Source organism: Paenibacillus sp. 1_12, from assembly GCF_900114475.1.
Taxonomy (GTDB): domain Bacteria; phylum Bacillota; class Bacilli; order Paenibacillales; family NBRC-103111; genus Paenibacillus_S.
This window is the reverse complement of record NZ_FOTE01000003.1, coordinates 327,919-352,957: the sequence shown is the minus strand read 5'-3', so window position 1 is coordinate 352,957 and position 25,039 is coordinate 327,919. Positions and strand designations below refer to the sequence as shown.

Annotated in this window: 24 protein-coding genes; 9 read left to right on the top strand and 15 right to left on the bottom strand. The window is 44.9% G+C overall.

The annotated features are described in order from the left end of the window. Window positions 1-7 precede the first annotated feature (7 nt). The 5 genes from BM210_RS09200 to BM210_RS09180 form a co-directional block, all read right to left on the bottom strand. Complete coding sequence (locus BM210_RS09200; protein ID WP_091167268.1) at window positions 8-1,576, bottom strand: methyl-accepting chemotaxis protein; 1,569 nt, start codon at window positions 1,574-1,576, stop codon at window positions 8-10. Between the two features lie 103 nt (window positions 1,577-1,679). Continuing rightward, window positions 1,680-3,719 (bottom strand): chemotaxis protein CheA, encoded by a 2,040-nt coding sequence (locus tag BM210_RS09195; protein WP_091167266.1) that lies wholly within the window; start codon window positions 3,717-3,719, stop codon window positions 1,680-1,682. Window positions 3,720-3,740: 21 nt separating this feature from the next. Continuing rightward, window positions 3,741-4,160 (bottom strand): chemotaxis protein CheW, encoded by a 420-nt coding sequence (locus BM210_RS09190; protein WP_091167265.1) that lies wholly within the window; start codon window positions 4,158-4,160, stop codon window positions 3,741-3,743. A 12-nt stretch (window positions 4,161-4,172) separates the two neighbouring features. Continuing rightward, complete coding sequence (locus tag BM210_RS09185; protein ID WP_091167263.1) at window positions 4,173-5,762, bottom strand: methyl-accepting chemotaxis protein; 1,590 nt, start codon at window positions 5,760-5,762, stop codon at window positions 4,173-4,175. Window positions 5,763-6,044: 282 nt separating this feature from the next. Then, window positions 6,045-6,614 (bottom strand): HD-GYP domain-containing protein, encoded by a 570-nt coding sequence (locus tag BM210_RS09180; protein ID WP_256223415.1) that lies wholly within the window; start codon window positions 6,612-6,614, stop codon window positions 6,045-6,047. A gap of 176 nt (window positions 6,615-6,790) precedes the next feature. Between BM210_RS09180 and BM210_RS09175 the strand changes: the two genes are divergently transcribed. Further along, window positions 6,791-7,741: a tyrosine-type recombinase/integrase gene (locus BM210_RS09175; RefSeq protein WP_091167261.1), complete on the top strand. Its 951-nt coding sequence runs from the start codon at window positions 6,791-6,793 to the stop codon at window positions 7,739-7,741. Between the two features lie 348 nt (window positions 7,742-8,089). Here the strand turns inward: BM210_RS09175 and BM210_RS09170 are convergent, their stop codons facing one another. Both BM210_RS09170 and BM210_RS09165 read right to left on the bottom strand, forming a co-directional pair. Continuing rightward, the gene (locus BM210_RS09170; protein WP_091167259.1) at window positions 8,090-8,887 is read right to left on the bottom strand and encodes a lipid II flippase Amj family protein; all 798 of its coding nucleotides are present in this window, start codon (window positions 8,885-8,887) and stop codon (window positions 8,090-8,092) included. Beyond that, a complete protein-coding gene (locus BM210_RS09165; protein ID WP_143101021.1) occupies window positions 8,884-9,243 on the bottom strand; it encodes an Hpt domain-containing protein in 360 nt (119 codons plus the stop codon). Before BM210_RS09165 ends, BM210_RS09170 begins: the two co-directional genes overlap by 4 nt. Before the next feature lie 52 nt (window positions 9,244-9,295). On the opposite strand from BM210_RS09165, the gene BM210_RS09160 reads away from it, so the two are divergent. Further along, window positions 9,296-9,670: a response regulator gene (locus tag BM210_RS09160; RefSeq protein WP_218184907.1), complete on the top strand. Its 375-nt coding sequence runs from the start codon at window positions 9,296-9,298 to the stop codon at window positions 9,668-9,670. Window positions 9,671-9,806: 136 nt separating this feature from the next. Here BM210_RS09160 and BM210_RS09155 read toward each other — a convergent pair whose 3' ends face one another. The 5 genes from BM210_RS09155 to BM210_RS09135 all read right to left on the bottom strand — a co-directional run bounded on the left by BM210_RS09155 (window position 9,807) and on the right by BM210_RS09135 (window position 13,540). Next, window positions 9,807-10,580, bottom strand: coding sequence for an ABC transporter permease (locus BM210_RS09155; protein WP_091167254.1), 774 nt, complete (start codon window positions 10,578-10,580; stop codon window positions 9,807-9,809). After that, the gene (locus BM210_RS09150) at window positions 10,573-11,508 is read right to left on the bottom strand and encodes an ABC transporter ATP-binding protein (protein ID WP_091167253.1); all 936 of its coding nucleotides are present in this window, start codon (window positions 11,506-11,508) and stop codon (window positions 10,573-10,575) included. Before BM210_RS09150 ends, BM210_RS09155 begins: the two co-directional genes overlap by 8 nt. An 88-nt stretch (window positions 11,509-11,596) precedes the next feature. Continuing rightward, window positions 11,597-12,403, bottom strand: a complete 807-nt coding sequence (locus BM210_RS09145) for a uroporphyrinogen-III synthase (RefSeq protein ID WP_091167251.1) — start codon at window positions 12,401-12,403, stop codon at window positions 11,597-11,599. A 23-nt stretch (window positions 12,404-12,426) separates the two neighbouring features. Continuing rightward, a complete protein-coding gene (locus tag BM210_RS09140; protein ID WP_091167249.1) occupies window positions 12,427-13,329 on the bottom strand; it encodes a YitT family protein in 903 nt (300 codons plus the stop codon). Beyond that, complete coding sequence (locus BM210_RS09135) at window positions 13,304-13,540, bottom strand: hypothetical protein (RefSeq protein WP_091167248.1); 237 nt, start codon at window positions 13,538-13,540, stop codon at window positions 13,304-13,306. Before BM210_RS09135 ends, BM210_RS09140 begins: the two co-directional genes overlap by 26 nt. A gap of 141 nt (window positions 13,541-13,681) precedes the next feature. Here BM210_RS09135 and BM210_RS09130 point away from each other — a divergent pair, with 141 nt between their 5' ends. From BM210_RS09130 to BM210_RS09115, 4 genes are all read left to right on the top strand, one after another. Then, window positions 13,682-14,068: a hypothetical protein gene (locus BM210_RS09130; protein WP_091167246.1), complete on the top strand. Its 387-nt coding sequence runs from the start codon at window positions 13,682-13,684 to the stop codon at window positions 14,066-14,068. 154 nt (window positions 14,069-14,222) lie between these two features. After that, a complete protein-coding gene (locus BM210_RS09125; RefSeq protein ID WP_091167678.1) occupies window positions 14,223-14,969 on the top strand; it encodes an ABC transporter ATP-binding protein in 747 nt (248 codons plus the stop codon). Next, the gene (locus BM210_RS09120) at window positions 14,966-16,150 is read left to right on the top strand and encodes an ABC transporter permease (RefSeq protein WP_091167244.1); all 1,185 of its coding nucleotides are present in this window, start codon (window positions 14,966-14,968) and stop codon (window positions 16,148-16,150) included. The genes BM210_RS09125 and BM210_RS09120 overlap by 4 nt, the downstream gene beginning before the upstream one ends. A gap of 28 nt (window positions 16,151-16,178) precedes the next feature. Beyond that, window positions 16,179-17,129, top strand: a complete 951-nt coding sequence (locus tag BM210_RS09115) for an alpha/beta hydrolase (protein WP_256223410.1) — start codon at window positions 16,179-16,181, stop codon at window positions 17,127-17,129. A 94-nt stretch (window positions 17,130-17,223) separates the two neighbouring features. Here BM210_RS09115 and BM210_RS09110 read toward each other — a convergent pair whose 3' ends face one another. Further along, entirely contained in the window at window positions 17,224-18,258 is a 1,035-nt protein-coding gene (locus BM210_RS09110) for a Gfo/Idh/MocA family protein (protein ID WP_091167243.1), read from the bottom strand. A 179-nt stretch (window positions 18,259-18,437) separates the two neighbouring features. Between BM210_RS09110 and BM210_RS09105 the strand changes: the two genes are divergently transcribed. The 3 genes from BM210_RS09105 to lplT all read left to right on the top strand — a co-directional run bounded on the left by BM210_RS09105 (window position 18,438) and on the right by lplT (window position 22,908). Next, window positions 18,438-19,286, top strand: coding sequence for an AraC family transcriptional regulator (locus BM210_RS09105; RefSeq protein WP_256223409.1), 849 nt, complete (start codon window positions 18,438-18,440; stop codon window positions 19,284-19,286). 206 nt (window positions 19,287-19,492) lie between these two features. Beyond that, a complete protein-coding gene (locus tag BM210_RS09100; RefSeq protein WP_091167241.1) occupies window positions 19,493-21,622 on the top strand; it encodes an AMP-binding protein in 2,130 nt (709 codons plus the stop codon). Window positions 21,623-21,693: 71 nt separating this feature from the next. Next, window positions 21,694-22,908: a lysophospholipid transporter LplT gene (gene lplT, locus BM210_RS09095; RefSeq protein ID WP_256223408.1), complete on the top strand. Its 1,215-nt coding sequence runs from the start codon at window positions 21,694-21,696 to the stop codon at window positions 22,906-22,908. A 293-nt stretch (window positions 22,909-23,201) separates the two neighbouring features. Here lplT and BM210_RS09090 read toward each other — a convergent pair whose 3' ends face one another. Continuing rightward, on the bottom strand, window positions 23,202-24,050 hold the full coding sequence (locus tag BM210_RS09090) for a DMT family transporter (protein WP_091167240.1): 849 nt from the start codon (window positions 24,048-24,050) through the stop codon (window positions 23,202-23,204). A gap of 1 nt (window position 24,051) precedes the next feature. Beyond that, entirely contained in the window at window positions 24,052-24,849 is a 798-nt protein-coding gene (locus tag BM210_RS09085; RefSeq protein ID WP_091167239.1) for an alpha/beta fold hydrolase, read from the bottom strand. Window positions 24,850-25,039: the final 190 nt, after the last annotated feature.

The following is a 25,039-nucleotide window of genomic DNA, read 5'->3' as shown; positions in this document are numbered from 1 at the left end:
TTCTTACCTACTTAATTTTAAACATTTCGACTGCCATATTCAGTTCCTCTGCCAGCATAGCCAATGATTGAGCTGCAGAGGCGGTTTCCTCACTGCTAGCTGCCGCTTCCTCAGTAGCGGCGGAGATACTTTCTATTGAAAGCAGAACCTCAGAGGTTTGAGCAGCCTGCTGCTCGCTTGCAGCGGCAATTTCCGACACTTTATTCGCTGAGTCGTTGACCATGTACACAATGCTTTCAAATGATTCTCCGGTTTTTTGTGACGATACTACACCTTGATTAACTGCCGAGATGCTTAACAAGGTGTTTTTTTGCATGCCTTTAATAATAGTGGTTATTTGCTTGGTCGCTTCACTGCTGCGCTCCGCAAGCTTGCGAACCTCGTCAGCCACCACGGCAAAGCCCCTACCCTGATCTCCCGCTCTTGCCGCTTCAATCGCCGCATTCAAGGCCAGCAAATTCGTCTGATCGGCAATGTCGTCGATGACTTCGATGATTTCCCCTATTTTATTCGAATCTTCCTCTAACCTCGACATTTGCTCATTAGCCAAGTTCATCCCATCGATGGTAGAGCGAAGCACTTTACCGCCTTCCTTGGCAAGCTCCATCGTATTATTTGATAATTCAGATGCTTGCTCAGCTCCATTAGCTACAGAAGTAATCGCGTAAGACAGCTCTCTGAACAATTCATTGATTGTTTGTGCAGAACTGGCCTGATTGGCACTACCGCTGGCAATTTCCTCAGTGCTGGCCGAGATCTGCTGTGCAGCTGCTGAAAGATTTTGTGAGGATATTAATACGGTGCTAATAATTGTACTTATACTTGCTGACATTTTATTAAAGGCAATCGCCATATCACCGATTTCATCACGGTTTTTAATCGAAAGTAGATCCCCTGTCAAATCACCATTGGCAATCCTTTCAGCGGATAAAGCTACTTCTATGATAGGCAGCGAAATTTGACGACTGATGTAATATGCAATAATAAGCCCTCCGATAACAGCTGCAATACTTAGAATCAACAGCCACAATAGCGTAGATGCCACTCTTACGGAGTTATCAGCATTTCCTTTATCCAATAAATCCTGCTGAAGCTGAATCATATCTTTGCCAACCTGGGTTATTTTATCAACAACTGGCCCTGCTTGGGTTTCGGATATTTTCATTACTTCGTCCATGTTGTTTTGTTTCTTTAACTGAATAGACTGACTGCTGATTTGGTTGTATTGTGCTTCCAACTGATCCAGCTGTGACAAATACTCTGCGCCCTTGGGCGTATCCAAAATTTTATTGAATTTAGCACTGTGCTTTTTGTACTGATCTTTAGCGGTTTCCCAATTCTGAATATACTTATCATCACCGATCAATAGATAGGTGCGGATCATGACTTGTTCTTCTCTTACGGCAAGCAGCAAATCCTTGGTTAAATTAACCTTGGCTGCGCGATTATCGATTAAATCCCCATAGGATTTATCAATTGAGCTCATTTGATAATAGCTGATACTAGCTACTGCAACCAACAGAAGCAAAACTGCAAAGAAACCACTATATAGTTTTTTAGAGACTGTCATTTTCATGTAAAGTCACTCTCCCAAGTTGTCATCTATATATTGTTTGTCACTAGCGTTTCATTAAATTTCCTCTAAATTTGAATAATAGATAAATAAGTAGTTCAGCAGATCAAGATACCCGCCTAATAATGCCCGCTGTTTCTAGTATGAGTGCCACCCGGCCGTCGCCTAGAATTGTAGCTCCTGATATACAATCGATTTTTCCGACATAAATACCAAGAGACTTCACTACAATTTGCTGATTGCCCAGTAAATCATCCACCACTAATGCAATTCTCTTGTCTGCGCTTCCTACAACGATGAGTGACTGGTGTTTCCCTGTTTGTTCCATCCGGGGGATTTGGAAATAATCATGCATCCAAACGACCGGCATTACCTTTTCTCGGATAAGGACCACCGGCTCCCCTGTAATCGAATGGATGAAATCAAGTGGTATTCGAACAATTTCTATCACACTGTTCATGGGAAGAATAAACGTAGTTCCGTTCAACTTAATTAAGAGACCGGTAATAATCGCCAACGTCAAAGGAAGTTTGATCTTGAAACGCGTCCCTTCTCCTAATCGAGTTTCAATGTCAATAACACCATTCAATTTTTCGATTTGATTACGGACAATATCCATTCCGACACCACGTCCTGAGACATCACTCACTTCGCTTGCAGTGGAAAAGCCCGGTCGGAAGATTAAATAAACCGATTCGAAATCTGTCAACTTGTTGGCTTCCTCTTGGGAGATGATCCCTTTACGAACAGCCTGATTACGAATCTTGTTTGGATCAATGCCATCGCCATCATCTTCAACTGAGATAACCAGTTGGTTCTCTTCATGTGCAGCAGCGAGACGTATTCGTCCCTGGGCAGATTTACCACTGCTCTTACGTACCTCTGTTGATTCTAAACCGTGGTCAATTGCGTTACGGATCAAATGGATAAGAGGATCCGCAATTTCCTCGATGACCGTCCGATCCAGCTCGGTTTCATTCCCTTCAATAATGAGAGTTACTTCTTTGTTAAGTCTTAAAGCAAGATCGCGAATCATTCTGGGAAAACGTTGAAACAATTGGTCGATCTGAAGCATACGAGCCTTCATTACACTTTCCTGCAGTTCTCCAACCACTCGGGATACATGATCAGAAATTTGTCCAAGCTCGTCCACGGTCTCGTCTGAAGAATAACGGTGATCTAAAATATTCCCAACTTGGGAAATTCGCATTTGGTCAATGACGAGCTCCCCCACCAAGTTCATTAGATGCTCCAATCGCTCTACATCAACCCGAATCGTTTGTTTATTTTTCCTTCCTTCCGTGGCCACGAAGGCTTCCTTGGTACCGCCCCATTCCGATGCTATAGGAATTGCCGTCGCCATGGCAGGCATGCCCTCCTCCTCATGATCCGGGGTGAACCGGGAGAGCTTTACATAAGAAACGTCCATCATGGAGAGAATTTCTGATTCAAACTCCGTATTTTCCTTTGGTGTAGCCAATAATAATCGGATTTCTGAAATAGCATCGGTGTCTTCTCCTTCAAGATCTTGAAGAGAATACTGAGATGTCAACACCTCTCCAACCGATTGAATCTGATTTATTATGATCAGGGCCCGCGCCGATTTCATGATGCTGTCTTGCTCCAGACCGATGAGAACATCATGCACATGTAAGCCTCGTGCCATCATTTCCTGCACTTTCAATTGCAATTCAGGATCGAGGATCTGCCAACTAGAGGCGGGGATTGCTTCACAGTCATTTACTAAATAATTCTCCTGCTCTGCTGTAAATTGTTTCACCTTGTTGAGCAGCAAAGTGATATCCGTGAAGCTGCTTTTCCCTTCCATAAACTCATCCTTTAAGCTTCTTAAAAGATCCAAGCATTGAAACAACAAATTAATCATTTCGTTTGTAACACGCAAACGCAGATTGCGCACCTGATCCAATATATGCTCCATTTCATGCGTCAATTGTTTTATTTCTTCTAATCCCATCGCAGCCGAAGAACCTTTCAGCGTATGGGCGGCTCGAAACAGGGTTTGGATTGTATCCTCTGATCCACCGATTTGTTCCAGCTTTAATATTTCCTGCTCCATAATCAAGAGCTGTTCTTCCGCTTCATCTAAAAAAACGGCTGTTAATTCAGCCAAATACGATGATTCCATCGTCCATCAGCCCCTATTCCTTTAGAGAACCTGCTCCAGTTTCAATATACCGACTAATCCGCTCTCCGTCTGTCCGAAACCGATTATGCCTGCACTTTCTGTATCTCCAGCATTCAGCAAAGGAGGCTGAATGTCCGAAATGGTCGTTACCTGGTTGACTCGATCCACGATCATACCCACCATCTCATCCACATGGTTGATGACGATAATACGGGTTGACTTCGTATAAGACTCCTCCATTAGACCAAATCGACTGCACAAACTGATCACTGGCACAATCTTGCCCCTTAAATTAATAACCCCTTTGACATAGGTCTTGCTGTTCGGGATCGTTGTAATATCTTGCAGTTTAATGATTTCATGAATATCCTGAATTTGTACTGCATATTTTTCTTTTCCGATTCCAACCTCAATGTATTGTTCCTGCTTGGCTAGTTCCATCTAGTCACCTACTTATATTTTAAAAATCGCAACATTGTTATTTAACTCTTCTGCCAACTGGGCAAGGGACTGGGCTGTAGAAGCTGTTTCCTCGCTGCTCGCTGCCGCTTCTTCAGTAGCTGCAGAGATACTTTCAATGGAAAGCAAAACTTCTGTCGTTTGAGCAGCTTGCTCCTCGCTCGCTGCTGCGATTTCCGCTACAGTGCTCGCCGTTTGATTCACCATCTCAACAATATTTTTGAAGGAATCGCCTGTTTTTTGCGATGAAATTACTCCTTCACTCACAAATATTACGCTTTGCTGAGTATTCCGCTGCATGCCTTTAATAATCGCCGTAATTTGTTTGGTTGCTTCACTGCTTCGCTCAGCTAACTTACGCACTTCATCCGCCACAACGGCGAATCCTCTGCCCTGGTCCCCCGCTCTGGCTGCTTCTATCGCCGCATTTAAGGCAAGTAGGTTCGTTTGATCGGCGATATCATCAATGACTTCAATAATTTCACCAATTTTATTGGAGTCTTCTTCCAAACGGGTCATCTGATCGTTAACCTGACTCATACCCTTAATAGAGGCTTGTACTACGGTACCGCCGTCCCGAGCGGTATGCATCGTATTGTTGGCTAATTCAGAAGCTTGCTCCGCACTTCTGGCTACCGAGCTGATAGCTGTAGATAATTCCCTGAATAGTTCGTTCATGGTTTGAGCAGCATCGGCTTGACTTGCGCTGCCGCTGGCAATCTCCTCCGTTGTGGCGGATATTTGCTGAGCTGACGCCGAGACATTTTCTGCGGAGGACAAGACTGATCCGATGATCCTACGCAAATTCAATATCATTTCGTTGATCGAATTACCTAACTGCCCGACTTCATCCTTTGTGTCAATATCCGACATTTGCCTTAAATCACCTTCAGCCACTTTAGCCACCAATCCAACGATCCTGTTCAAGGGACGGGAAATAATTTGGGAAATGAAGTAACCGAAGCCGATGCTAATTAATACCGAGATTATGATGATCGTTGTGGTAACCGAGCGAGATGACTTATAAAGGTTATCTCCGTCTTTATTTGCCTTTTCCGCATAGGTAACATTAACATCGATTAAATCCTGCAATAAATTGTTTAATTCATCGCCTGTTTTTCTTAGATCCCCCGTTTTCAGCGAGGTTGTAAAATCGATGTCATTTCCCGCAGCAATCATCAGAAGCCCCTGATCTACCGCTTTAAGATAGTCCTGCCAGGTAGGAGTAAATTTAATGAATCGCTCCATCTCTTCCGGTGCTAAAGAAGTTTTACTATATGCATTCATTTTCTTTTCAATGTCTTTTCGAAAATCTTTTCCTTTTTCCGTAAGTTGATTCCTTTCGGTACTATTATTCGTATCGTTAATGTCACGAAGGTTGATCCTCAGCCTTTGATATAAAATTTGTGTGTCAGTCAGCAAAGTAGCAGGTAATAAATTATTTTTATACATTTCCGACAAACTATCATTCAACTTACTCATATTATTCATTCCGTATATGCCCACAAAAGCTAATATGATTGAAACGATACAAAAAGAAGAGATCAATTTTACCGATGTTTTCAAATTATAAATCCATTTCATATTCAGTCACCTCTATTTTGATTTTTGCAAATAGTAGCGATCCATTCACTTTCTCTGAAAGTTCATAATTATCTGTCTACTAAAAGCTCAGACGCACAAAAAAAACCTTTACAAATGGATTGGTCAGGCAGTACCTGTCCATAGTCCACAGAAAAGGATCGGCGGATGGATAAAAACATCCTATTTCCTTCATTTGGTAAATGGATTTCCCCCATGGGTGCGAAGATGTTCACATAACGAGCTGCTCAAGGGGAACAAGCTCAACATCAGCACTAGTGATTATCAGTACATATTTAATGCTATGTCAGGCAGGTTTAACAGCATATTAACCATATATTTGTCGAATTGTTTATCACTTTGAAGTAAAAGCTCATTTTGGGCCTCCTGCAAGGACAAGCGCTTGCGATATGGACGATCCGAGAGCATGCAATCAAAGGAATCGATAATAGAACACCACCTTGCCAGTTCCGGAATTTGTTCACCCACAAGTCCGTATGGATAACCTTCTCCGTTTAAGCGTTCATGATGATAAGTAATGATATCAATAATTTCCTGATCTACAGATGCATAAGCCTGCAGCATCTCCGCACCCAGAGAGGGGTGCTTCTTCATCGTTTCCCATTCATCTGGATCAAGACCTGTCGATTTGCTCAAAATGTTCTGGGGTATCCCTATCTTTCCTATATCATGCAGATAGCAGCCTTTAACGAGATGATTCGTTTTGGCTTCATTAAAACCAAAATAGAAAGCGATGCTTTCGGCCATTCTCCCCACACGTATACTGTGCTCGTAGGTATCCAAATCCTTTTTCTTTAGATATGTTAATAATTCCATCATAAAATGATCCCGCAATTGATGCTCCCTCCCTTCGTTTTAAAAATAGAGGCTCTTCTCAAGAGAATGAACTTCCATCAATAGATATCCTAAATTTACAATTATATCTTGATTTTGCATTTCTCCTTTCAGTTCTACATGCTAAACTTAGGTTCGTACAATTTGCGTTGTTCGAATAATTAAGGAGGCACCATATGCACCCACAAACAGTTTTACCAGTAGTTACAACTCAAGGGGAGCACAACGAAACCTACACTGATGAACAAATCCTTAACATGTTTATAGCTGCATGCCATCGTTCCGCATATACCATTAGAAATTACCGGATCGCAATTAACAAATTTCGTGCCTTTATTGGAAGTAAAACATTGCGGGATGTAACCTGGAGAGAAATCGAAGTTTACAAGCTGGGACTCATGCAAGGATTTTTCAGTAAGACCAATAATCCGCAAGCACCGGCAACGGTTGCTATTCATATGGCTCCTGTACGTTCTCTTTATAAATGGGGAAGTGACCCGAACATCAACATTTTCAAAATAAACCCTACTACCTCCGTTCGCACTCCAAAAGTGTCTGTTACCAGCAGAAATCATTATTTGACAAAAAACGAAGTGATTCGCCTGATGGAGCAGCTAAAAAGGCAAGGAATGCGTGACTATATGATTGGATTAACGCTTATTATGCTCGGATTAAGAGTGTCCGAATTAACTACTATGGAATGCAGCCATTTTCATGCTGATCCTGAGGAAACCTCAATGTGGCTGACGATTAACGGCAAGGGAGGCAAGGAGCGAGAAGTCAAGGTTCCCACTATGCTATGGAGACTTTTCGAAACCTATATTCATAATTTGAAGCAAAATGGGAATCTTCAAGACCAACGAATTTTCCCAATATCCGTGAGGTCTGTTGAAAAAATCATTCAAAAAGCGCGTAAACAGTGGGGTTTGGACAAAAAAGTGACTCCCCATTGGCTAAGACATACCAACGCAACCCTAGCCCTTTTACGCGGCGCTTCTTTACAGCAGGTTCAAGAATCGTTAGGTCACACCCACATCAATACTACACAACGTTATCTTCATACCGTACAACAAATTGAAAAAGCTGCGCCCGATTATGTCGAGGACAGCTTAAAAGGTTACTTATAGGAATATATTCCTGCCTGTATGTCAAAATAATATTGTTATTTTGGTTATAATTAACTATACTACTAATGAATATAAACTATGTCAGTTCTATTTGCGAAAATTATTCGAACAACGCAAATTGTACGAACTACCATCTTATCAATTTAGAAATTGTATTTTAATTAGGTTTCAATCGATCTCAGACTAAATTAGTTTCTCCTATGCTCCTTCCTTGTCTTGATGATGTTACTATTTATTACATAACAAAATCTCCTCGAATAAGCAAGTACAACTTCATCCAATAATAACCATTTTAATCCAATATTAACCTTAAAATCCATTATTATTACACATACAGCGCCGATTATTTTACCAAAATGGAACTACTGCCTTGATCAGATATGTACCAGGTACCAGTAAAACCTGAGCAAGCACAGTACCAAAAAAACGCGAGAACATCAGAAGCCCATACATTTTATTAATATGCGCCAAGCTTTCATTACCATTCATCGCCCTGTCCGTCATCAATGCAACCTGAGGGTCGACTAATATCGTCATCAGGATGGTGGCTACTCCATTAATCAAGCCGGACGATTGGGACGCAGTTACACTATATTCAGGCAATAAAAAGGAAGCATAGAGTGCAGCTAAGACGCCAACCGTATAAATTCCGGTTACCAGCATATTCAGAATAAGCAGACGTTTGGGTACTCCGCCGATCCGCAGCCTCGACAGCATTGCCAAGCTCGGCATTCGCACATGATTTCGGACAACCTTAAGCTTGCGGATCGAAACGGATTCGCGAAGCAGCCTTGGAAGTGAGCCTGTTTCCTCCAGACGGCCGATCAGACTGACAGACAGCCTGATCGCTGTCGGAATGAAGACAATCGCAAACAAAGTGCCGAGCGAAGCTGCTGCAATGAAGATATGCAGTTGGGCTTCCAGCGAATATTCAGCGTGAAGCTTGGCATAGTCAACGATTTTGCCCATCATTGGAGCTTGGGCCAAATTCGAGGTTCTCGATACAAGCACAATCATCCCGGTTAGCGATAGAGCAACGGCCAGCTTTCCTGTTCTGACCCCGGCCAGACGTACTCCATAAGACAAGGTTTCAACAGCGTGAATAATAAAAGTCAGGATCGAGATGATCAACACTTTTTCGATCATAAAGCCTCCATATTTCCAAGCTCTCGCTGAAGCTCTGTGTGCAGCTGATCTATGAATTGGCGCAGCTTATGAATGACCTCTTCCGTCCAATCATTCTGGTGAAGTATACTATATGTGTCGGCTGCTTCACTAAGCAGATGCACCTGATCGCATCCTACGGTTTGAGCGACTCCTTTGAGCGTATGAACATATAAGTACATATATTCGCCGATCTGTTGGTGCGACAGCTGTTTCCGAGTCCAAAGCTCAATATTTGCCCTAAGTGCAGTATCACGCTCCAGAGCGTCTACTACAAACAGTCTGCGGGCTTTGATGATTATCGCCTGCATGCGCTGTTCTCTGCTAATGTCAGTCATATTAATTCATCCCTCCATTCAAATCGATTATAATAAGGAAGTGACCCAACACATGAACAAACAAATCGCTCTCATTGACGACAGCTCCCCTTTTTGCTTATTAGTTAGACAAATTTTCGAACATCGATATGATATAGACACATTCGCAACGGCTACTGATTTTCTGGTCCTGATCTCTCGTATTTCTCATTATGACCTTATCCTGCTTGATATTAATCTTCCAGGTATAAATGGGCTGGAGGCTCTGACAAAGCTAAAAGCTACACCGGAAACTGCATCGATTCCTATTCTTTTGCTAACTGGCGATGCACGCCGAGACACCGTCGTACGCGGTATCCAGCTAGGTGCACAGGATTATATGTCCAAACCGATTGACCCGCTTATTCTAGAGGAACGGGTTATCCAGATTTTAGGAGATACTCTCTAATACTTATATATGCGTGTCCCTCTTTATACATACAGCCGAGCGCGTCAACGAGAATGTTAATTTCGCTGACGCGCTCGGCTATTTGTCATTCATTATTGCATTAAAATATAGAAATGGTCGAATCACAGTCTCTCACTTAGCCGGCAATATCACGTTTCGTGAAGAACAGCCATGAAACCGCATAGAACAGCACCCAGTAAGCAGCAAGCATCAACACAGAAAAACCAAGAGTCATTCCTTCCACCAACGGCTTACCACTGGATTGATAAATAGATAGGTCTGTGTTGGCAAACAGCAAATATTTTACCCATGTATATTTGAATTGTGCCAAAACAAAGATCAGTCCGGAGGAAGTGACGAACATTAACAAAAACGATAATCCAATAGCCAATGAACTGCTACGAAAAGCGGCTGATATCATAAAAGCCAATGTAATCGACATGAGCAAATCAATGCTTTTGAATCCGTAAGTTTTCAATATGTCTGTAAATGATTCCTGTTCAGGTATCAAACCTCCGAGTCCAAAAAATATTAGACCGACAAAATAGGACGCGATAAGAAGAATCAGCAGCAAGGTGATTAAAAAAAGCACCACAGATATGTATTTCGACGCCAATATCTTCGATCTTGTCGCGGGACGGATCAACAGCAGTTTAATCGTACCCCAAGTAAACTCCGATGCCACGCTGTCACCTGCTACAATGACCGTAAAAATAAATACAAGTGTCGACAGACTTGTACTCATCGATACGAATGAGAACATACTGTTGAGGCCCGAATCTATCACATATTTAAGCATGACCGCCCACAATATGACGACTAATACTAATATAACTAGCATAATCCATGTCCGAGCACGGCTGTATATTTTCATTTGCTCATTTTGTATGAGACTTAGAAAGTTAGACAATTTGATTCCCCCTCGTAATTTCAAGGAATTGATCTTCCAGCGACTTGCTCTGCGTTCGAATTCCGTATACACGCACTCCTGCGCTAACCAATCTTGCATTTAACTCTGCAATTTCTTCTCGTTCATTGGTCAGGCTTACGGTCAATACACCGCCCGCTTGCTGAACAACAGCCTGTTCACCGATAAAGTCCGCAGCTGCTCTGAAGGCTGCTTCAAGATGATCCACATCAAAATGAACCTCGATGCGTCCAGTCTCGGCCTGCATCTCCTTGAAGGACCGCACATCCAGAAGCTTGCCATTCTGAATGATTGCCACCCGATCACACATCAGCTCCATCTCAGAGAGTAAGTGGCTGGAAACGATAACAGCAAGTCCTTCTTCCATGGACAGCTTGCGCAAGTAGTCACGCAGCTCGCGGATTCCTTCAGGATCGAGTCCATTCGTAGGCTCGTCCAGTATTAATACGGATGGCCGATGTAAAATAGCTTGTGCCACACCAAGCCGCTGACGCATCCCGAGTGAGTAGGTTTTTACTTTATCATGAATCCGGTGATCCAGCTTTACCAGAGCAATGACTTCCTGCAATCGTTCCTCGGTAATCCCTGGTATCATTCGGGCATAATGCTGTAAATTTTGATAGCCGCTCAAAAACTTATAAAATTCAGGATTTTCCACAATAGCCCCAACATAACGCATCGCTTGCTCAAATTGGTTTTGAATATTATGGTTGTTAACGAGGATTTCACCTTCAGTTATCGACATCAGGCCAACAATCATTCGAATGGTTGTCGTTTTACCTGCGCCATTAGGTCCCAAAAAACCGAAAACCTCACCAGGGTACACATTAAATGACAGACGATCAATAATCGTCTTGGAGCCGATCCGTTTAGTCACATTACGAAGCTGTACGATGCTATTTGATTCCATGATTCCTCCAACTTAAATAAGGATAGGGTAACTTTTCAGGAAAAGTATACCATATCCTTTATTGTAGACCAACCTATCCATTCAGATACTAAGCATTTCCGTAGTATTGTGCCAATGTTACCATCATGCTGCCCATCCGTTCTTCCTCGGGAGCTACCACTCGTTCCACACCTTCATCTCTTAGCGCCTCTGCCGTAACCTTGCCTACGGCAACGGCAACTGTAATCTCACGGAATGCGGCCAGTAAGGCTTCAGCCTGTTCCTGTTCACGGGCATAAGCCATCATAAATCGCACCTGAGGTGTGCTTGTGAAGGTAACTGCGTCCACGGAACCATGGATAATTTCCGAAATCAATTGATCCAGTACAACCAAATCCGGTGGAACATGAACGTAAGGCAGTATTTCATAATAATCGGCTTGCTGCTGCTTTAGCCATTGTACAAGCCGCGGCGCATGATCCCCATAGAGTTGGAGCGCCACACGCTGATCTTTCATATTATAAGGTTGGAGCGCACGAAGTATGCCCACAGTTGTACCATCATCATCACGAACGGTCGGTGCTAGCCCTAAGGTTTTTAAATATTTCACCGTCTTGTAGCCTCTTGCCGCAATCTGCGTTTGTTGAAGTCGTTCTACAAAGGCAGCTGCAAGAGACATCCGTTCAGCAGCCTGGTACAGCATCTCCGTACCTACACCTGTGGTCAAGATGATCCAGTCCACACCTTCTTCAATAAGCTGTCTTACTTCCGCCTCGACTTTATACTCCTCGATAGCAACCGTCCCTTGAGCCGGGCGAACCAATGGAATACCACCCATCTTTTCTACAATGACGCTAAGCTCCGCAGCCTTCCTCGGCCCGGTGATCGCAATCCGCTTGCCTTCCAGTCTGCGCATAACACTATCCTCCGTTAAACAACTTAGTGAATATCTTTCTTTTTAAATCGCCCGCCCTTAACATCATGAATATTGCCTACGGCGAGGAAAGCGGTTGGATCATAGTTTTCTACAATCGATTTCATCTTGGCTTCTTCCAATCGGGTAATGACACAAAAGATCACGCGTTTTTCCCCGCCTGTAAAGCCACCCTCACCGTCCAAATATGTAACTCCACGTCCCAATCTATCCAATATCGCGTCGCCAATATCGCGGTAATTGTCACTAATTATCCATACAGCTTTGGATTCATCGAATCCTTCTATCGTAATATCAATCATTTTGAAAGCTATGTAATAAGCAATTAAAGAGTACATGGCATGATCCCAACCAAACACGAAGCCAGCGCTAGCAAGAATAAAGAGATTAAAAAACATCACAATCTCACCGACGGAGAAGGGTGATTTTTTGTTCAGCAGAATGGCGACAATTTCCGTTCCATCCAACGAGCCTCCATAGCGGATTACAATCCCCACACCTATACCTAATATGATCCCGCCGAATACAGCAGAAAGCAGTGGATCGTTCGTCAGAGGCGGTACCGGATGGAGCAATGAGGTACCTACTGACATAATTAGAACACCTACAAGAGTCGATAACGCAAACGTTTTACCGATTTGCTTATAGCCAAGAAAGAAAAAAGGAAGGTTAAGAACAAATAAGAAGACACCCAGAGGAATCGAAGTCAAATGGGACAAAATAATGGATATACCCACTACCCCACCGTCGATAATATTGTTCGGGACAAGAAAAATTTCCAAACCAACTGAAACTAGTCCTGCCCCGATCAAGAGGAATATAAAGCGCTTGATAACTTGGATCCTTGTCGCCCTAGTATGCTGAGGGCTTGTAAGCTCCGAACTACTTGGAACAAGTTTTGTTGACATCGTCATCGCCTCCTTGAGTATTGGTTTCATTCAAACCGAATTCCATCCAAATTTCTCGAATAATCAGATCGGTAGCCGAGAGCTGGCCACAGATAAACTCTTTGGATATTTCCAAGCCCTGCATTTCAAGCTGTGCGGTCAAAGCATCTTTTCGCACCTGCAGTCGTTCCAAGTAGTGCTCTACCTTGGATTTACGATAAGTTTCTGCCATATCAACCCTCCCTTATCTTAATATTATTTTAACTTTTTTGTATTCAAATGTATACAAAAAATCTTTTTTTCTCATGTCATGTTCTGTCTATGGATCGGGCAACCTAACATTAATTCTCTCATAAAAAAGGGGCTGATTGTTATGAAAGGTTCATCTATCCGATTCATGATATCGATTACCGCTGCGCTCATAGCTGTCTCCGTATTCCTATCAGTAGCAGGCTGCGGAGGAAAAAAAGCAGAGCAACAAAGTGGAAACCAGCAAAAAGCACAGGGAAAGCAGCAAACCTCTGACAAGCCGATAGATTCTGCGCTTAAGGAACAAATGAACATGTACAAGGATATTAAACAATACGAATTTAAAGAATCCGAGAAGCTTCAAAAAGCTAACAAAACCCAGCTAAAAAAACTTCAGCAGAATCGCTCAGAATCTCAATCCAAGACGTCAACTAACTCTAATAAGAAAACCGAACAAAAGGACACATCGAATAAAGAAAAAGGCACTTCAAAGCAAAAAGAGGATCAGTGATCCTGCTTACATCATATCCAAGATCTCCATCCATATCCTTAAAAGCAGCACATCCCGCTTGTTTAACAACAATGGTATCTAAAGCCTTACTGGAAATCTGCTGCTATTTCCGCTACTCTTAGTAGATACGGATTTCAAGGAGGACCATTTAATGATGAAGCCCATTCTCGAAGTGGACGGCATTACCGGAGGCTACAGCCGCCTTCAGCCTGTGTTGCACAATCTCAGCTTTCATGTACAGCCGGGAGAAATGATTGGCTTGATCGGGTTGAACGGAGCAGGAAAAAGCACGACCATTAAGCATATCCTTGGACTTATGATGCCTCACCAAGGGGAGATTCGCCTGAATGGACAAACACTGGCTGCTTCTCAGGAGAAGTACCGGCAAACTTTTGCCTATGTGCCGGAAAGTCCTTTATTATACGAAGAGCTGAATGTTCGGGAGCATATGGAGCTAACGGCTATGGCCTATGGCCTGGATCGGGCAGCTTATGAAGAACGCGCGGCCGTCTTGCTCAAGCAATTTCAGATGGATGCGTATCAAGAACGGCTGTCCTCCCACCTGTCCAAAGGCATGCGTCAAAAGGTCATGATTCTGTGTGCCTTCCTCGTGCAGCCGGAGCTGTATATTATCGATGAGCCTTTTCTTGGATTAGATCCCCTCAGTATGCGTTCTCTGCTTGAGCTGCTCGTTAGTGTCAAACAAAGTGGTGCCTCGATTCTCATCAGCTCTCATATTTTAGCTACAATCGAACGTTATTGCGACAGATTTCTCGTGCTTCATCAAGGCAAGCTGATTGCCTCCGGTCCTGTGGACGCGCTGCAGGCTGCTGCAGGAATGCCTACTGCTTCCTTGGACGATCTATTCTGCGAGCTGGTGACAAGGGGCGATCCGCGATGATGGATACTCAAGCTTTATACCGCCGCCGGGAGGCGGAATTCCTGAAAGAGATTCGTCCCTATCTTCATTACGCACTCCAAAGCTTATCCATTGCTGCAGGTATCGGCTTTCTAGTATTTATGATTGGTTATCGACAGTTCCTGCAGTGGGTTACACCGGATTTCCCTTGGCAGCTGGCAGCGACGGTCTGTATGATGGTCATGCTTGGCGGTGGCCGCATCCGTACTTATTTACAGCAAGCAGATACTTTGTTCCTGCTGCCTCAGGAGCCTGCAATGGCTATCTACTTGCAAACAGCTATGCGCAGAGCTCGAATTATGGGGTCCATTCTTGTTGCTGTAGGCTGGCTGGTCGTCTGGCCGATGTACCATAAGCTTGCGCCTTCAAGCGGCTTGTTATTTTTCGTGCTGCTGCTCGTCTGGCTTATATTTAAACAGGTGCTGCTGTTCGGCAAATGGACAGAGCAGCAGCTGCTAGAGCAGCGGACACGATACATGTTCATCGTGCTGAGATGGCTGCTGTGCGCCGGACTGACCTACGCTGTATTCAAGCTGGGACCGGGCTATGGCGCAGGGATCTTAGCGATTGGATCGCTTGCTTATCTTGGTATTCTGAAGCTTCCGCGGCAGTACAAAGTACATTGGAACCTGCTCATTGATTGGGAGCTTCGACATAAGGCGAGTATTTATCGGGTTCTGAACCTGTTCATTGATGTGCCAGAGTTGCGAGGGAAAGCAAGAAACATTCGTGGGTTAAACCGATTAGTCCGTTACATCCCTTTTCAACGTAAATCTACTTATAACTATTTATTTACACTCGTCTGGCTGCGCTCAGAGCTGTTTGGGATGACCTGCCGCTTCACACTCATTGGTATTTTGCTAATGATTGCTTTCGACAATAAGGTATTAGCAGCCATATTGTATGCTATCCTTGCCGTCTTTAGTGCTGTTCAACTTGCCGATCTGCTGCGTTACTATCGTGAGCATCTATGGCAGCATATTTATCCGCTTTCTCCACAGCTGCGAAAGCGTTCCCTGCGGACAGTCCGCCTGACCCTTCATTTATGCGTGCTCGTGCTGATGATACTGCCTGCATTCTGGACTTTGTCTGCGCCGTTATGGGCAGCTGCCATGCTCGTCATCGCCGCCCTTGGCTCAGTGCTCTACCATCGCTTCAAGTAAGCTCTACATTAAGAAAGGAACGATTTCAATGAGACCGACTTTGATGATTTCAAGAGCAGCCCGTCCCCGACGCAAACCCATTACAACCGTGCTATTGGGCTTGATCCTATTGATTGTCATCTTATTCTTAGTCAGTGTTGGAGTGTCTACTTATGTAGGCTGGCAGCTGACTCATCCTGAACGCAAAGCGTTGACGGACAGTCCGGACCGTTATGGATTAGCTTTTACCCCTATCCAATTTCCGAGCCGGAGCCAGGATGTGACACTAAAAGGCTGGTACATACCGGCAACCACGGAACCAACGCCGGACAAGCTGACAATCATCATGGCCCATGGCTATCGGGAAAACCGACTGCAGAGCGGTGCGGAAGCAATCAAATTGACCAAGGCGCTAACCGCCCAAGGCTTTGATGTGGTGATGTTCGATTTCCGCAGTTCCGGCGAATCCGGCGGCAGTCTGACAACCGTTGGTTATTTGGAAAAGGGTGATTTGCTCGGTGCCATCGATTGGGTTCGAGCCCAACATCCTGGACGTATAGCATTGCACGGATTTTCGATGGGTGCTGCGACCTCGCTGCTCGCAGCAGCGGATGAGCCTGATATTGCCGGTGTTGTCGCAGACAGTCCCTTCAATCATTTAACTCGCTATTTGGAGGACAATCTCCCCGTTTGGTCGCACCTGCCGAGCTTTCCTTACACACCGCTTATATTGGGCATTTTGCCGCCATTGACGAATATGGACCCTGACCAAGTCGATGCACTGAGCGCCGTAGACCGTGTGTATCCGCGACCTGTCTTGTTTATTCACAGCATCGAGGATGGTTCCATTCCCTATTCGAACAGTGAAGCGATGTGGGCTAAGCATAAAGACCGCTTTCAAATTTGGCAGACAACCGGCAAAGAGCATGTACGGTCACATGCCAAATTTGCGAAGGAATATGAGGAAAAGGTCATAGCGTTCTATAAGCAATTGCAGTAGTCGGAAGTAAAATAAACAAGCAGGGTGCCTCTAGTCGTTCTAGAAGCACCCTGCTTGTTTATTTATTATTTGATAGCTAGAAACTTAATCGATTCTACAGGACGACCTCTGCCCCACTGTAGACAATCTTTTTCCCTGTACGTGAGGATTCATAAATGTCCATGACCAGACGGAAACCGTTGAAGCCTTCAGGACCATCGATCCAGAATGGCTTACCAGCCAGCAGATGCTCGTAGTAATCGCGAATTTGCAGCTCGTGGCTCATTCCCCAGTATGATTTCTCGCCCAGAGTGTTCACCACAGGCTCTTCCAACGTGGTAAGCTTGCCGCCCTGATCGAGATACAACGAATCGCCGCGCTGCAGCAAGGTTCCTTGCTCGAACACCAACTCCACCTCAACTGGTGAGTTCCGTCCATACGCATTGGTTGCATAGAAAATCGCGGTAGCACCATTTTTAAATTCAATGTAAGCATGCGCTGTATCTTCCACTTCGATAACACCTTCCAAGGAATCGGTCGAAATGGAACCCTTTACGGATGAGATTTCGCCACCCAGCCACTGCAGTAAATCGACGGTATGAATGGACTGATTAATCAGCACGCCGCCACCTTCAGTCGCCCAATTGCCTTTCCACTCCGTTTCATAATATGCTGCTGTCCGATTCCAGGTAACGAGACCCTTCATGCAGATCAACTTGCCCAGTTCACCGGATTCAACGTACTGCTTCATCCTTTTTGAAGGGGCATTATAACGGTTTTGAAAAATAACGCCAAGCTGCACATTAGGGTTCTCCACAGCTGCCTGCAGCATTTTTTGAGCGGAAGCCATACTTTCTGCCATCGGCTTCTCGGTTAACACGTGCTTGCCCGCTTTTAACGCATCAATCGCCATAGGAGAGTGCAAATAATGTGCTGTACACAAGTGAACGACCTGAATATCATCGCGTTTCAGCATTTCCTTATAGTCGGTATAATAATCGCAGCCATATTCCTCTGCTACCCGACGCGCCAAACTTTCATCAATATCTACAACCGCTTTCAAATCCGCCAGTTCCAAATCTGCCAATGCCTTTAAATGGACCCCTGAAATGGCTCCGAGCCCGATTATTGCTGTACCCAATGTTGTCAATGGATTCACCTAATTTCTTCAGATTGGATATGTCCAAGAGCATATTCTTGAACACAAGATTAAAGTTAGCTTTATAATGCAGTATAATAAAAACAAATGCATTGCGTCAATTGTCGTTTTTCTTGCTTTTTTTGACTTTTTCCTAATGTGATCTTGTTTATTCGGAAGGTGTGTCCGCTGTGAACTTCAATATCCATTTCAATACCTCCCAGATTCAGTACAACCACAGACGTTTGTCCCCGCCGCCCAAGATGGATTTTCATTTGCATGAGCGTTTTGAGGTGTATTTTTTTATTGCGGGCGACGTGAATTTCATGATTGAGAAAAAAGTATATCCGATGATATCTGGCGACTTGATCGTCATTAACAATCGTGAGCTGCACAAATCGACCTTCAAATCCGATGCACCATATGAGAACATTGTGATACACTTCGACCCAGAAATCGTTCAACATTTTGAATCCCTATTTCAATACGGCCTGCTCGATTGCTTTACAAAACGTGAGCCTGGGGAGCACAATAAAATCCATCTGCATCCCCAGCAGCTAGAAGAAATCACGGCCCTCTACAAAAGGATCGATACGCTGCTGATACAACCTGCAGAAGAAACTCATCTGCTGCTGACTACTCATTTTATTGAGCTGCTGGTGCTGCTAAACCGTTCCTTTCGTGATAACACAGCTCCATCGGAGTCGACTGCCTTATCGGAAAAGCTGGCACCTGTACTCGATTATATCGATCATCATCTCGAGCAAGACCTGTCACTGGAAATGCTCGAACGGCAGGTGTACATGAACCGATACTACCTGAGCCGTCTGTTTCGGCAAAGCACCGGCAGCACCATTCACTCGTACATTCTAATGAAGCGGATCTCCCGCGCCAAGAAGCTGCTGCATGACGGACACAATGTCACTGAAGCCTGCCAAATGTCGGGATTTAACGATTACTCCAATTTCATACGGATGTTTAAGCGTTTCGTCGGGATGCCGCCAGGGCAATATCGCAAGCAGTACGGGTTTACCAACTAAAGCTTCAAGAGGAACAGCAAAGGCGCAAGGAGAAACCGTTTTGCCTGTTAGGAACCCTATAACCAATACAGACTATTTCAAGGGTACTACTTAAAGTTAGTACTCTTCTTTTTTTTGCCTTCTATGTACAATAACAATATCAACCAATACTAATATCTACAATTCTCAACGACAATTCATGCCTTCTATTAAAGGAGTCGATTACCATGTCCATTCTGATCGCGTTCTTAAAAGGATTATTCCGGATCGTATTCCGGATCGTATTCCGGCTTAAGCTATCTGGTCTTGAAAAGCTTGATTTCAGTCAACCGACCATTCTGATGCCCAATCATGTGTCGCTGCTGGATGCGCTGCTGCTAGCTCTCTATCTTCCTCAGGAAGCGACCTTCGTTGTGAATACATCGATTGCCCGCCGACTGAGCCTGCCGCTCAAGCTGGTCAAGCATATAACCGTAGACCCGCTTAATCCTTATTCGGTACGTAAGATGGTCAAGACGATCCAAAGCGGTGTTCCGCTCGTACTGTTCCCGGAAGGACGTATTACGACTACAGGCGGATTGATGAAAATATACAGCGGTATTGCTTACATTGCCTTGAAAACTGGCGCACAGCTCATTCCCATTGCCATCAATGGTGCAGAACGCTCCAAGCTGTCCTATATCGGTCATAAAATCAAAACGGTATTCTTTCCCGAAATCCGCATTCAAATTGGTGATCACTTCAGAATCGAACAACAACAGCAGGTCTCGATGAAGCTGCAAAAGCAGCAGGCTGCGGATACGATTCTAACCACGATGCAAGAGCATTTATTGAAAAGCCGCTTGAAAACGGAAGTCAACCTGTTCAACGAGCTTCGACTGCAAGCTTCCCTTCATGGACAAAAAAGCTTAATTTGCGAGGATTTAACCCAAAGCCTTACCTATAAAAAGCTGATCGTCTCCTCCTATGTATTTGGCCGTAAGCTGCGCCCCTTGCTGAATAAGCAAGCAGCCATCGGTTTGCTGCTGCCTAATTCGATCGGCCACGTGATCGCCTTGTTTGCCCTGCTCCGTCTTGGGAAAACGCCTGCGATGCTGAACTTCTCTGCTGGACAGCAAAGCCTGCTGGATGCTTGTGAAACAGCGGTACTGCGCACCATTGTCACATCCCGTCAGTTCGTAGAAAAGGCTAAGCTGGAAACCATCATTCAAGCCTTGGAGCAGCAGTGCGCCATCCTCTATCTGGAGGATATCAAGGACGAAGTAAAGCTGTCTGACAAGCTCACCGGTCTGCTCGATTATTGGGGGGGTGCTCAGGCTGAGCAGGGGATTCGCGATATCATCTTGTTCACCTCTGGCAGCGAAAGCAAGCCCAAAGGTGTCATTCTCGGACATGATCAATTGTTTGCGAATATCCAGCAGTGCAAAGCCGTATTTGATTTTACTGCGGCTGATAAAATGTTCAATGCGCTGCCGATGTTCCACAGCTTCGGCCTGACTGCGGGAACCTTGCTTCCCATACTTACGGGAGTCCCAGTGATGCTCTATCCAAGCCCTCTGCATTATCGCACCATTCCTGAGGTCGTCTATAATCGCAATGCGACAATTTTATTCGGAACCTCAACATTTCTCGCTGGTTACGGTCAGGCGGCCCACCCGTTTGACTTTCAATCACTGCGCATTGTCGTAGCAGGAGCCGAGAAGCTGAAGGACGAGGTGCGTGATCTATGGAGCCAAAAGTTTGGCATCCGTATATTCGAAGGCTACGGCGCTACCGAAGCTTCACCTGTAGTCTCGATCAATTCACCGCTGAATTACAAAAGAGGCACCGTCGGCAAGCTGCTGCCGAGCATCCGTTACAAGCTTGAACCGATACCTGGTATTGAGCAAGGCGGCAACCTGCTTATTCAAGGTCCTAATATTATGAAGGGCTACCTGATTCACGGCAAAGGCTTTGTGCCGTGTCCTGAATGGTACGATTGTGGAGATATTGTAGAGCTGGATGCCCAAGGTTTTCTGAGCATTAAGTCGCGGCTGAAACGTTTTGCCAAAATCGGTGGAGAGATGATTTCATTGCAATTGGTTGAAGAGCTCGCCGCCTCCTGCTACGGAGATATTCCGCTTGCTGCGATTAGTGTAACCGACAGCCGCAAGGGAGAGCGTATCCTACTGTTCGCCACCAAGAAAGGCCTAAATTTGCAGGAATTTAAAGGAAAGCTTAACGACAAAGGCTATACTCCGATGCTCCTGCCTTCAAGAATACAAATCATCGATAAGCTGCCGCTGCTGGGCAGTGGTAAAACCGACTACGTGGCATTGAAGAAGCAGGTTGAAGCCGCACTCGAGCAAGGAGCCTGACATCTTAACCGTATTTATATCCAAACGCTTTGACCAATGCCTTGCCCATTGCATAGAGAGGATTGATATGTATGAAAGAGCGAGCCTTGAACGCCTTATATATCACTCAATTTTTATCAGCTTTCTCAGACAACATGTCACTATTAGTCATTGCCAGCCTGTTAACCAAAAATGGTTTTTTGCCTGAATCCTTAGCTTTGGTGACGATGGCATTTTTCCTCCCCTATATTTTGTTAGCCCCTATTGTCGGCCCGTTTGCAGATAAGATGCCGAAGTCGGTCGTGCTTATTATAGGCAATCTGATCAAACTGCTGGGCATCTCTGCACTTATCTTTATTGATCAATCCAATATCCTATTATTAATGCTTAGTTATTTTACTGTAGGGGTTGGAGCCGTTGTGTATTCACCTGCCAAATATGGGATATTACCAGAGCTCATCGAAACCGATCAGCAGCTGTTTAAAGCTAATTCCAGAATTGAAGCGTATACGATCCTTGCCATCCTGACAGGGATAGGTGGAGGCGGCGTTATTGTCTCTGCAACCAATACGGTGCAATCATCCCTGTTCTGTGTGCTGTTATATGCTTTATCGCTCGGTGTGTCTTTTTTGATTCCACGCATGCCGGGAGATCAATCCATTCGCTATACGCGGGAAGCCCTGCAGTTTTTCAAAAGTGTGACGACACTACTGAGCCATTCCAAAACCAACTTCTCCTTGATCGGAACAGGAGCCTTCTGGATGAGCTCCGCTGTTCTTCGCACAGCCGTGTTAGCCTGGATACCGATAGCATTGGGGTTTAGTCCCGAAGATTTCAGTGTTTCCTTGATTCTCGCTACGACCTCGATCGGAATTGTGATCGGAGCATTCCTGGCTCCCAAATTTGTTCAGCTTCAGAGGTATTACAAATCGATTATTTATGGCTTTTTGATGGTAGGGCTCATCTTTATTTTCCCATGGCTTCATTCAACCTCAATCACCATCGTATTTTTATTGGCAGTAGGCTGTATGGGCGGGATTTTCATAGTTCCGATGAACACCGTGCTTCAGGAAGAAGGCACAAAAATGGTAGGGGCGGGAAAAACGATCGCAGTGCAAAATTTTGTGGAGAACATATTAATGGTAATCGGATCGGGGCTGTACTATTTGGTCATTGAACAAGGGGTGTCGATCTCGATGGCCATTGTTATTCAAGGTGCGATTATGCTGCTCATACTGTTATATTTGGGCTCCAAGATCAACAGGCATTCATCACCGATGCATGTGGGTGTAAAAAGCTTCAAATAAGGTTTGCTGTTGCTACCTGGACTTGATCTTACGCCGACTGTCTATATAAGATGAACCAAAGAAATACACAGCCCGAGCGGAGAAAGCGGACCCTTCTGGAGAAACGAAGTGCTCGCCTTTGCAGACGGATTCTTACTCCTACGGGGCTAAGAATCCAAAGAATCTGGCTGCAACAGCGATTGGAAGAGGGGTCTGCTTTCGCAGCGCCTCTTTGCTGTCATGATGCTTAGTTCATCTTATATAGATTGAGGAGTTATGCAACAGAAAACAGGCTCCAGGGGGAGCCTGTTCCATTATGAGAATCCCAGGCCGATAACGCCTGCGGTTATAAGTACAGAACCGATAATACGACTGCGGCCTTGCGGCTCATTCAAAAGCAGCAGGCCGAACAAGGTGCCAAATACGGTTCCGATTTCCCGCATTGGCGCCAATTGGGACGCTGGTGCCAATGTTAACGCATACAGAAATAGCATGTAGCCGCCAGGTGCCAAAATTCCGCCGATTATAATCGTACGATAGTTCAGCTTCCATTCAGCAGCAATCCCTTTTGAACGGATGACCGCTATCGTTAATGCCAATAAGTTAGCGATATTCGTAGCTTCATTTAACACAATAGGCGGAATCGACTCGATGGTGATTTTGTCCACAACGATATAACCACTGACACAGATCCCGACTGCACCCGCCAGCAGCAGGGTATGATTGGTATGAGCGGGCTGACGAAACAACGCTCTGCCCCCACTCACCCAAACGATTCCAGCTATAATAGCCAGAATACAGACCCAACCGAGGCTGGACATCGTTTCACCCAGCAGAAGCACGGCGACAAGCGGGACGATAATCGGACTGATTCCCCTCATGATTGGATAAGCCTGGGACAGATCACCAATCTGATACGTTCGGGCAAGCAAAAATAAATACAGTCCGTGTATGAACATGGAGCCTGCCAACAATCCCATGCTCTTTATCGTAAAAGCAAAGCTTCCCCACTCATACCAGGCTCCCGGTAGAAAGACTATAGTGCCTACCCAATGCGCCAGCCATAGAAAAACAGACTTATTAACGCTTTTCTTGGCAAATAGGTTCCAGACGGCATGCAGCATCCCTGAGAGCAATACGAGTAATAAGGCAATGACATGCAACTTAGTAAACCGTAGCTAGAAACGATTCGATAGCTTCCATCAATGCTTCCGGCGCCTCTAGCATACTCATATGGCCTGACGTTTCGATCAGGCGCTGCGTAATTTGGCTTCCGCCTACCGAAAATGTTCGTTCAACCGGAATAATTTGATCATGCGCACCTGCAACCAGAAGTACAGGAACCTTCGTGTTCGATAAAACATCGTTGCGATCTGGGCGTGATCTCATTCCCTGAAGTGTACGGATTGCAGCCTGTGGATCCGTGCTATTGCCGATCTCGATCGTTCTGGCGACTGCCTCCGGCATCGATTGAAGATGATCTGGAGCAAACAGCTTCGGAACCAGACCCTCAATAAAAGCTGGCAGACTTTGTTCTTCTATCGTAGCGATGCCTTTCAATCGTCCTTCTTTTCCGGCATCCGTATCCGGGAAGCCTGTGGAATGAATCAAACCAAACCCGGATAGCAGCTCAGGGTACCGTTCGGCGAAAGCAAGCGCGATATAACCTCCCAAGGAGTGACCAAGTACAATCGCAGGTCCGGCATCGAGTCCCTTAAGCAGCTGCGCCAGATCACCCGCGAAGGCTTCCATTGAATATTCGCCAGCAGGCGCTCCCGATTGCCCGTGTCCTCGCAAATCCGGCAGTACCCAGCGATAACCATTGGGCAGCAGCGGAAGCAGCTCATCCCAATAAGCAGAGCTTCCGCAAAAACCATGCAGCAGCACAACAGGTTTGCCTGTGCCTTGTTCCTTATAGGAGAACTTGCCTCCACCATCCAGCGCAACAAATTTGTTTTCCATTTTTATTTCCCCTTCCCCAGCTATACGTTATATTATACGGCACTCTTCTGAATATTATCTATATAACGATACCCTACTTTCCTGTTCATTAAACAAAGATTATGGATGAATAAATAACTGTAGAAGCAGCAAAAGACCGCCGCAGCAGCCTTTTACGTCTATTTAAAATAAAGTTTAGCTTTTTGACTTT

Bases quoted from the DNA above. Each gene is read 5' to 3' on its own strand.
- BM210_RS09200 (WP_091167268.1), bottom strand. From the start codon at position 1,576: ATGAAAATGACAGTCTCTAAAAAACTATATAGTGGTTTCTTTGCAGTT.
- BM210_RS09195 (WP_091167266.1), bottom strand. From the start codon at position 3,719: ATGGAATCATCGTATTTGGCTGAATTAACAGCCGTTTTTTTAGATGAA.
- BM210_RS09190 (WP_091167265.1), bottom strand. From the start codon at position 4,160: ATGGAACTAGCCAAGCAGGAACAATACATTGAGGTTGGAATCGGAAAA.
- BM210_RS09185 (WP_091167263.1), bottom strand. From the start codon at position 5,762: ATGAAATGGATTTATAATTTGAAAACATCGGTAAAATTGATCTCTTCT.
- BM210_RS09175 (WP_091167261.1), top strand. From the start codon at position 6,791: ATGCACCCACAAACAGTTTTACCAGTAGTTACAACTCAAGGGGAGCAC.
- BM210_RS09170 (WP_091167259.1), bottom strand. From the start codon at position 8,887: ATGATCGAAAAAGTGTTGATCATCTCGATCCTGACTTTTATTATTCAC.
- BM210_RS09165 (WP_143101021.1), bottom strand. From the start codon at position 9,243: ATGACTGACATTAGCAGAGAACAGCGCATGCAGGCGATAATCATCAAA.
- BM210_RS09160 (WP_218184907.1), top strand. From the start codon at position 9,296: ATGAACAAACAAATCGCTCTCATTGACGACAGCTCCCCTTTTTGCTTA.
- BM210_RS09150 (WP_091167253.1), bottom strand. From the start codon at position 11,508: ATGGAATCAAATAGCATCGTACAGCTTCGTAATGTGACTAAACGGATC.
- BM210_RS09145 (WP_091167251.1), bottom strand. From the start codon at position 12,403: ATGCGCAGACTGGAAGGCAAGCGGATTGCGATCACCGGGCCGAGGAAG.
- BM210_RS09140 (WP_091167249.1), bottom strand. From the start codon at position 13,329: ATGTCAACAAAACTTGTTCCAAGTAGTTCGGAGCTTACAAGCCCTCAG.
- BM210_RS09135 (WP_091167248.1), bottom strand. From the start codon at position 13,540: ATGGCAGAAACTTATCGTAAATCCAAGGTAGAGCACTACTTGGAACGA.
- BM210_RS09130 (WP_091167246.1), top strand. From the start codon at position 13,682: ATGAAAGGTTCATCTATCCGATTCATGATATCGATTACCGCTGCGCTC.
- BM210_RS09125 (WP_091167678.1), top strand. From the start codon at position 14,223: ATGAAGCCCATTCTCGAAGTGGACGGCATTACCGGAGGCTACAGCCGC.
- BM210_RS09120 (WP_091167244.1), top strand. From the start codon at position 14,966: ATGATGGATACTCAAGCTTTATACCGCCGCCGGGAGGCGGAATTCCTG.
- BM210_RS09115 (WP_256223410.1), top strand. From the start codon at position 16,179: ATGAGACCGACTTTGATGATTTCAAGAGCAGCCCGTCCCCGACGCAAA.
- BM210_RS09100 (WP_091167241.1), top strand. From the start codon at position 19,493: ATGTCCATTCTGATCGCGTTCTTAAAAGGATTATTCCGGATCGTATTC.
- lplT (WP_256223408.1), top strand. From the start codon at position 21,694: ATGAAAGAGCGAGCCTTGAACGCCTTATATATCACTCAATTTTTATCA.
- BM210_RS09085 (WP_091167239.1), bottom strand. From the start codon at position 24,849: ATGGAAAACAAATTTGTTGCGCTGGATGGTGGAGGCAAGTTCTCCTAT.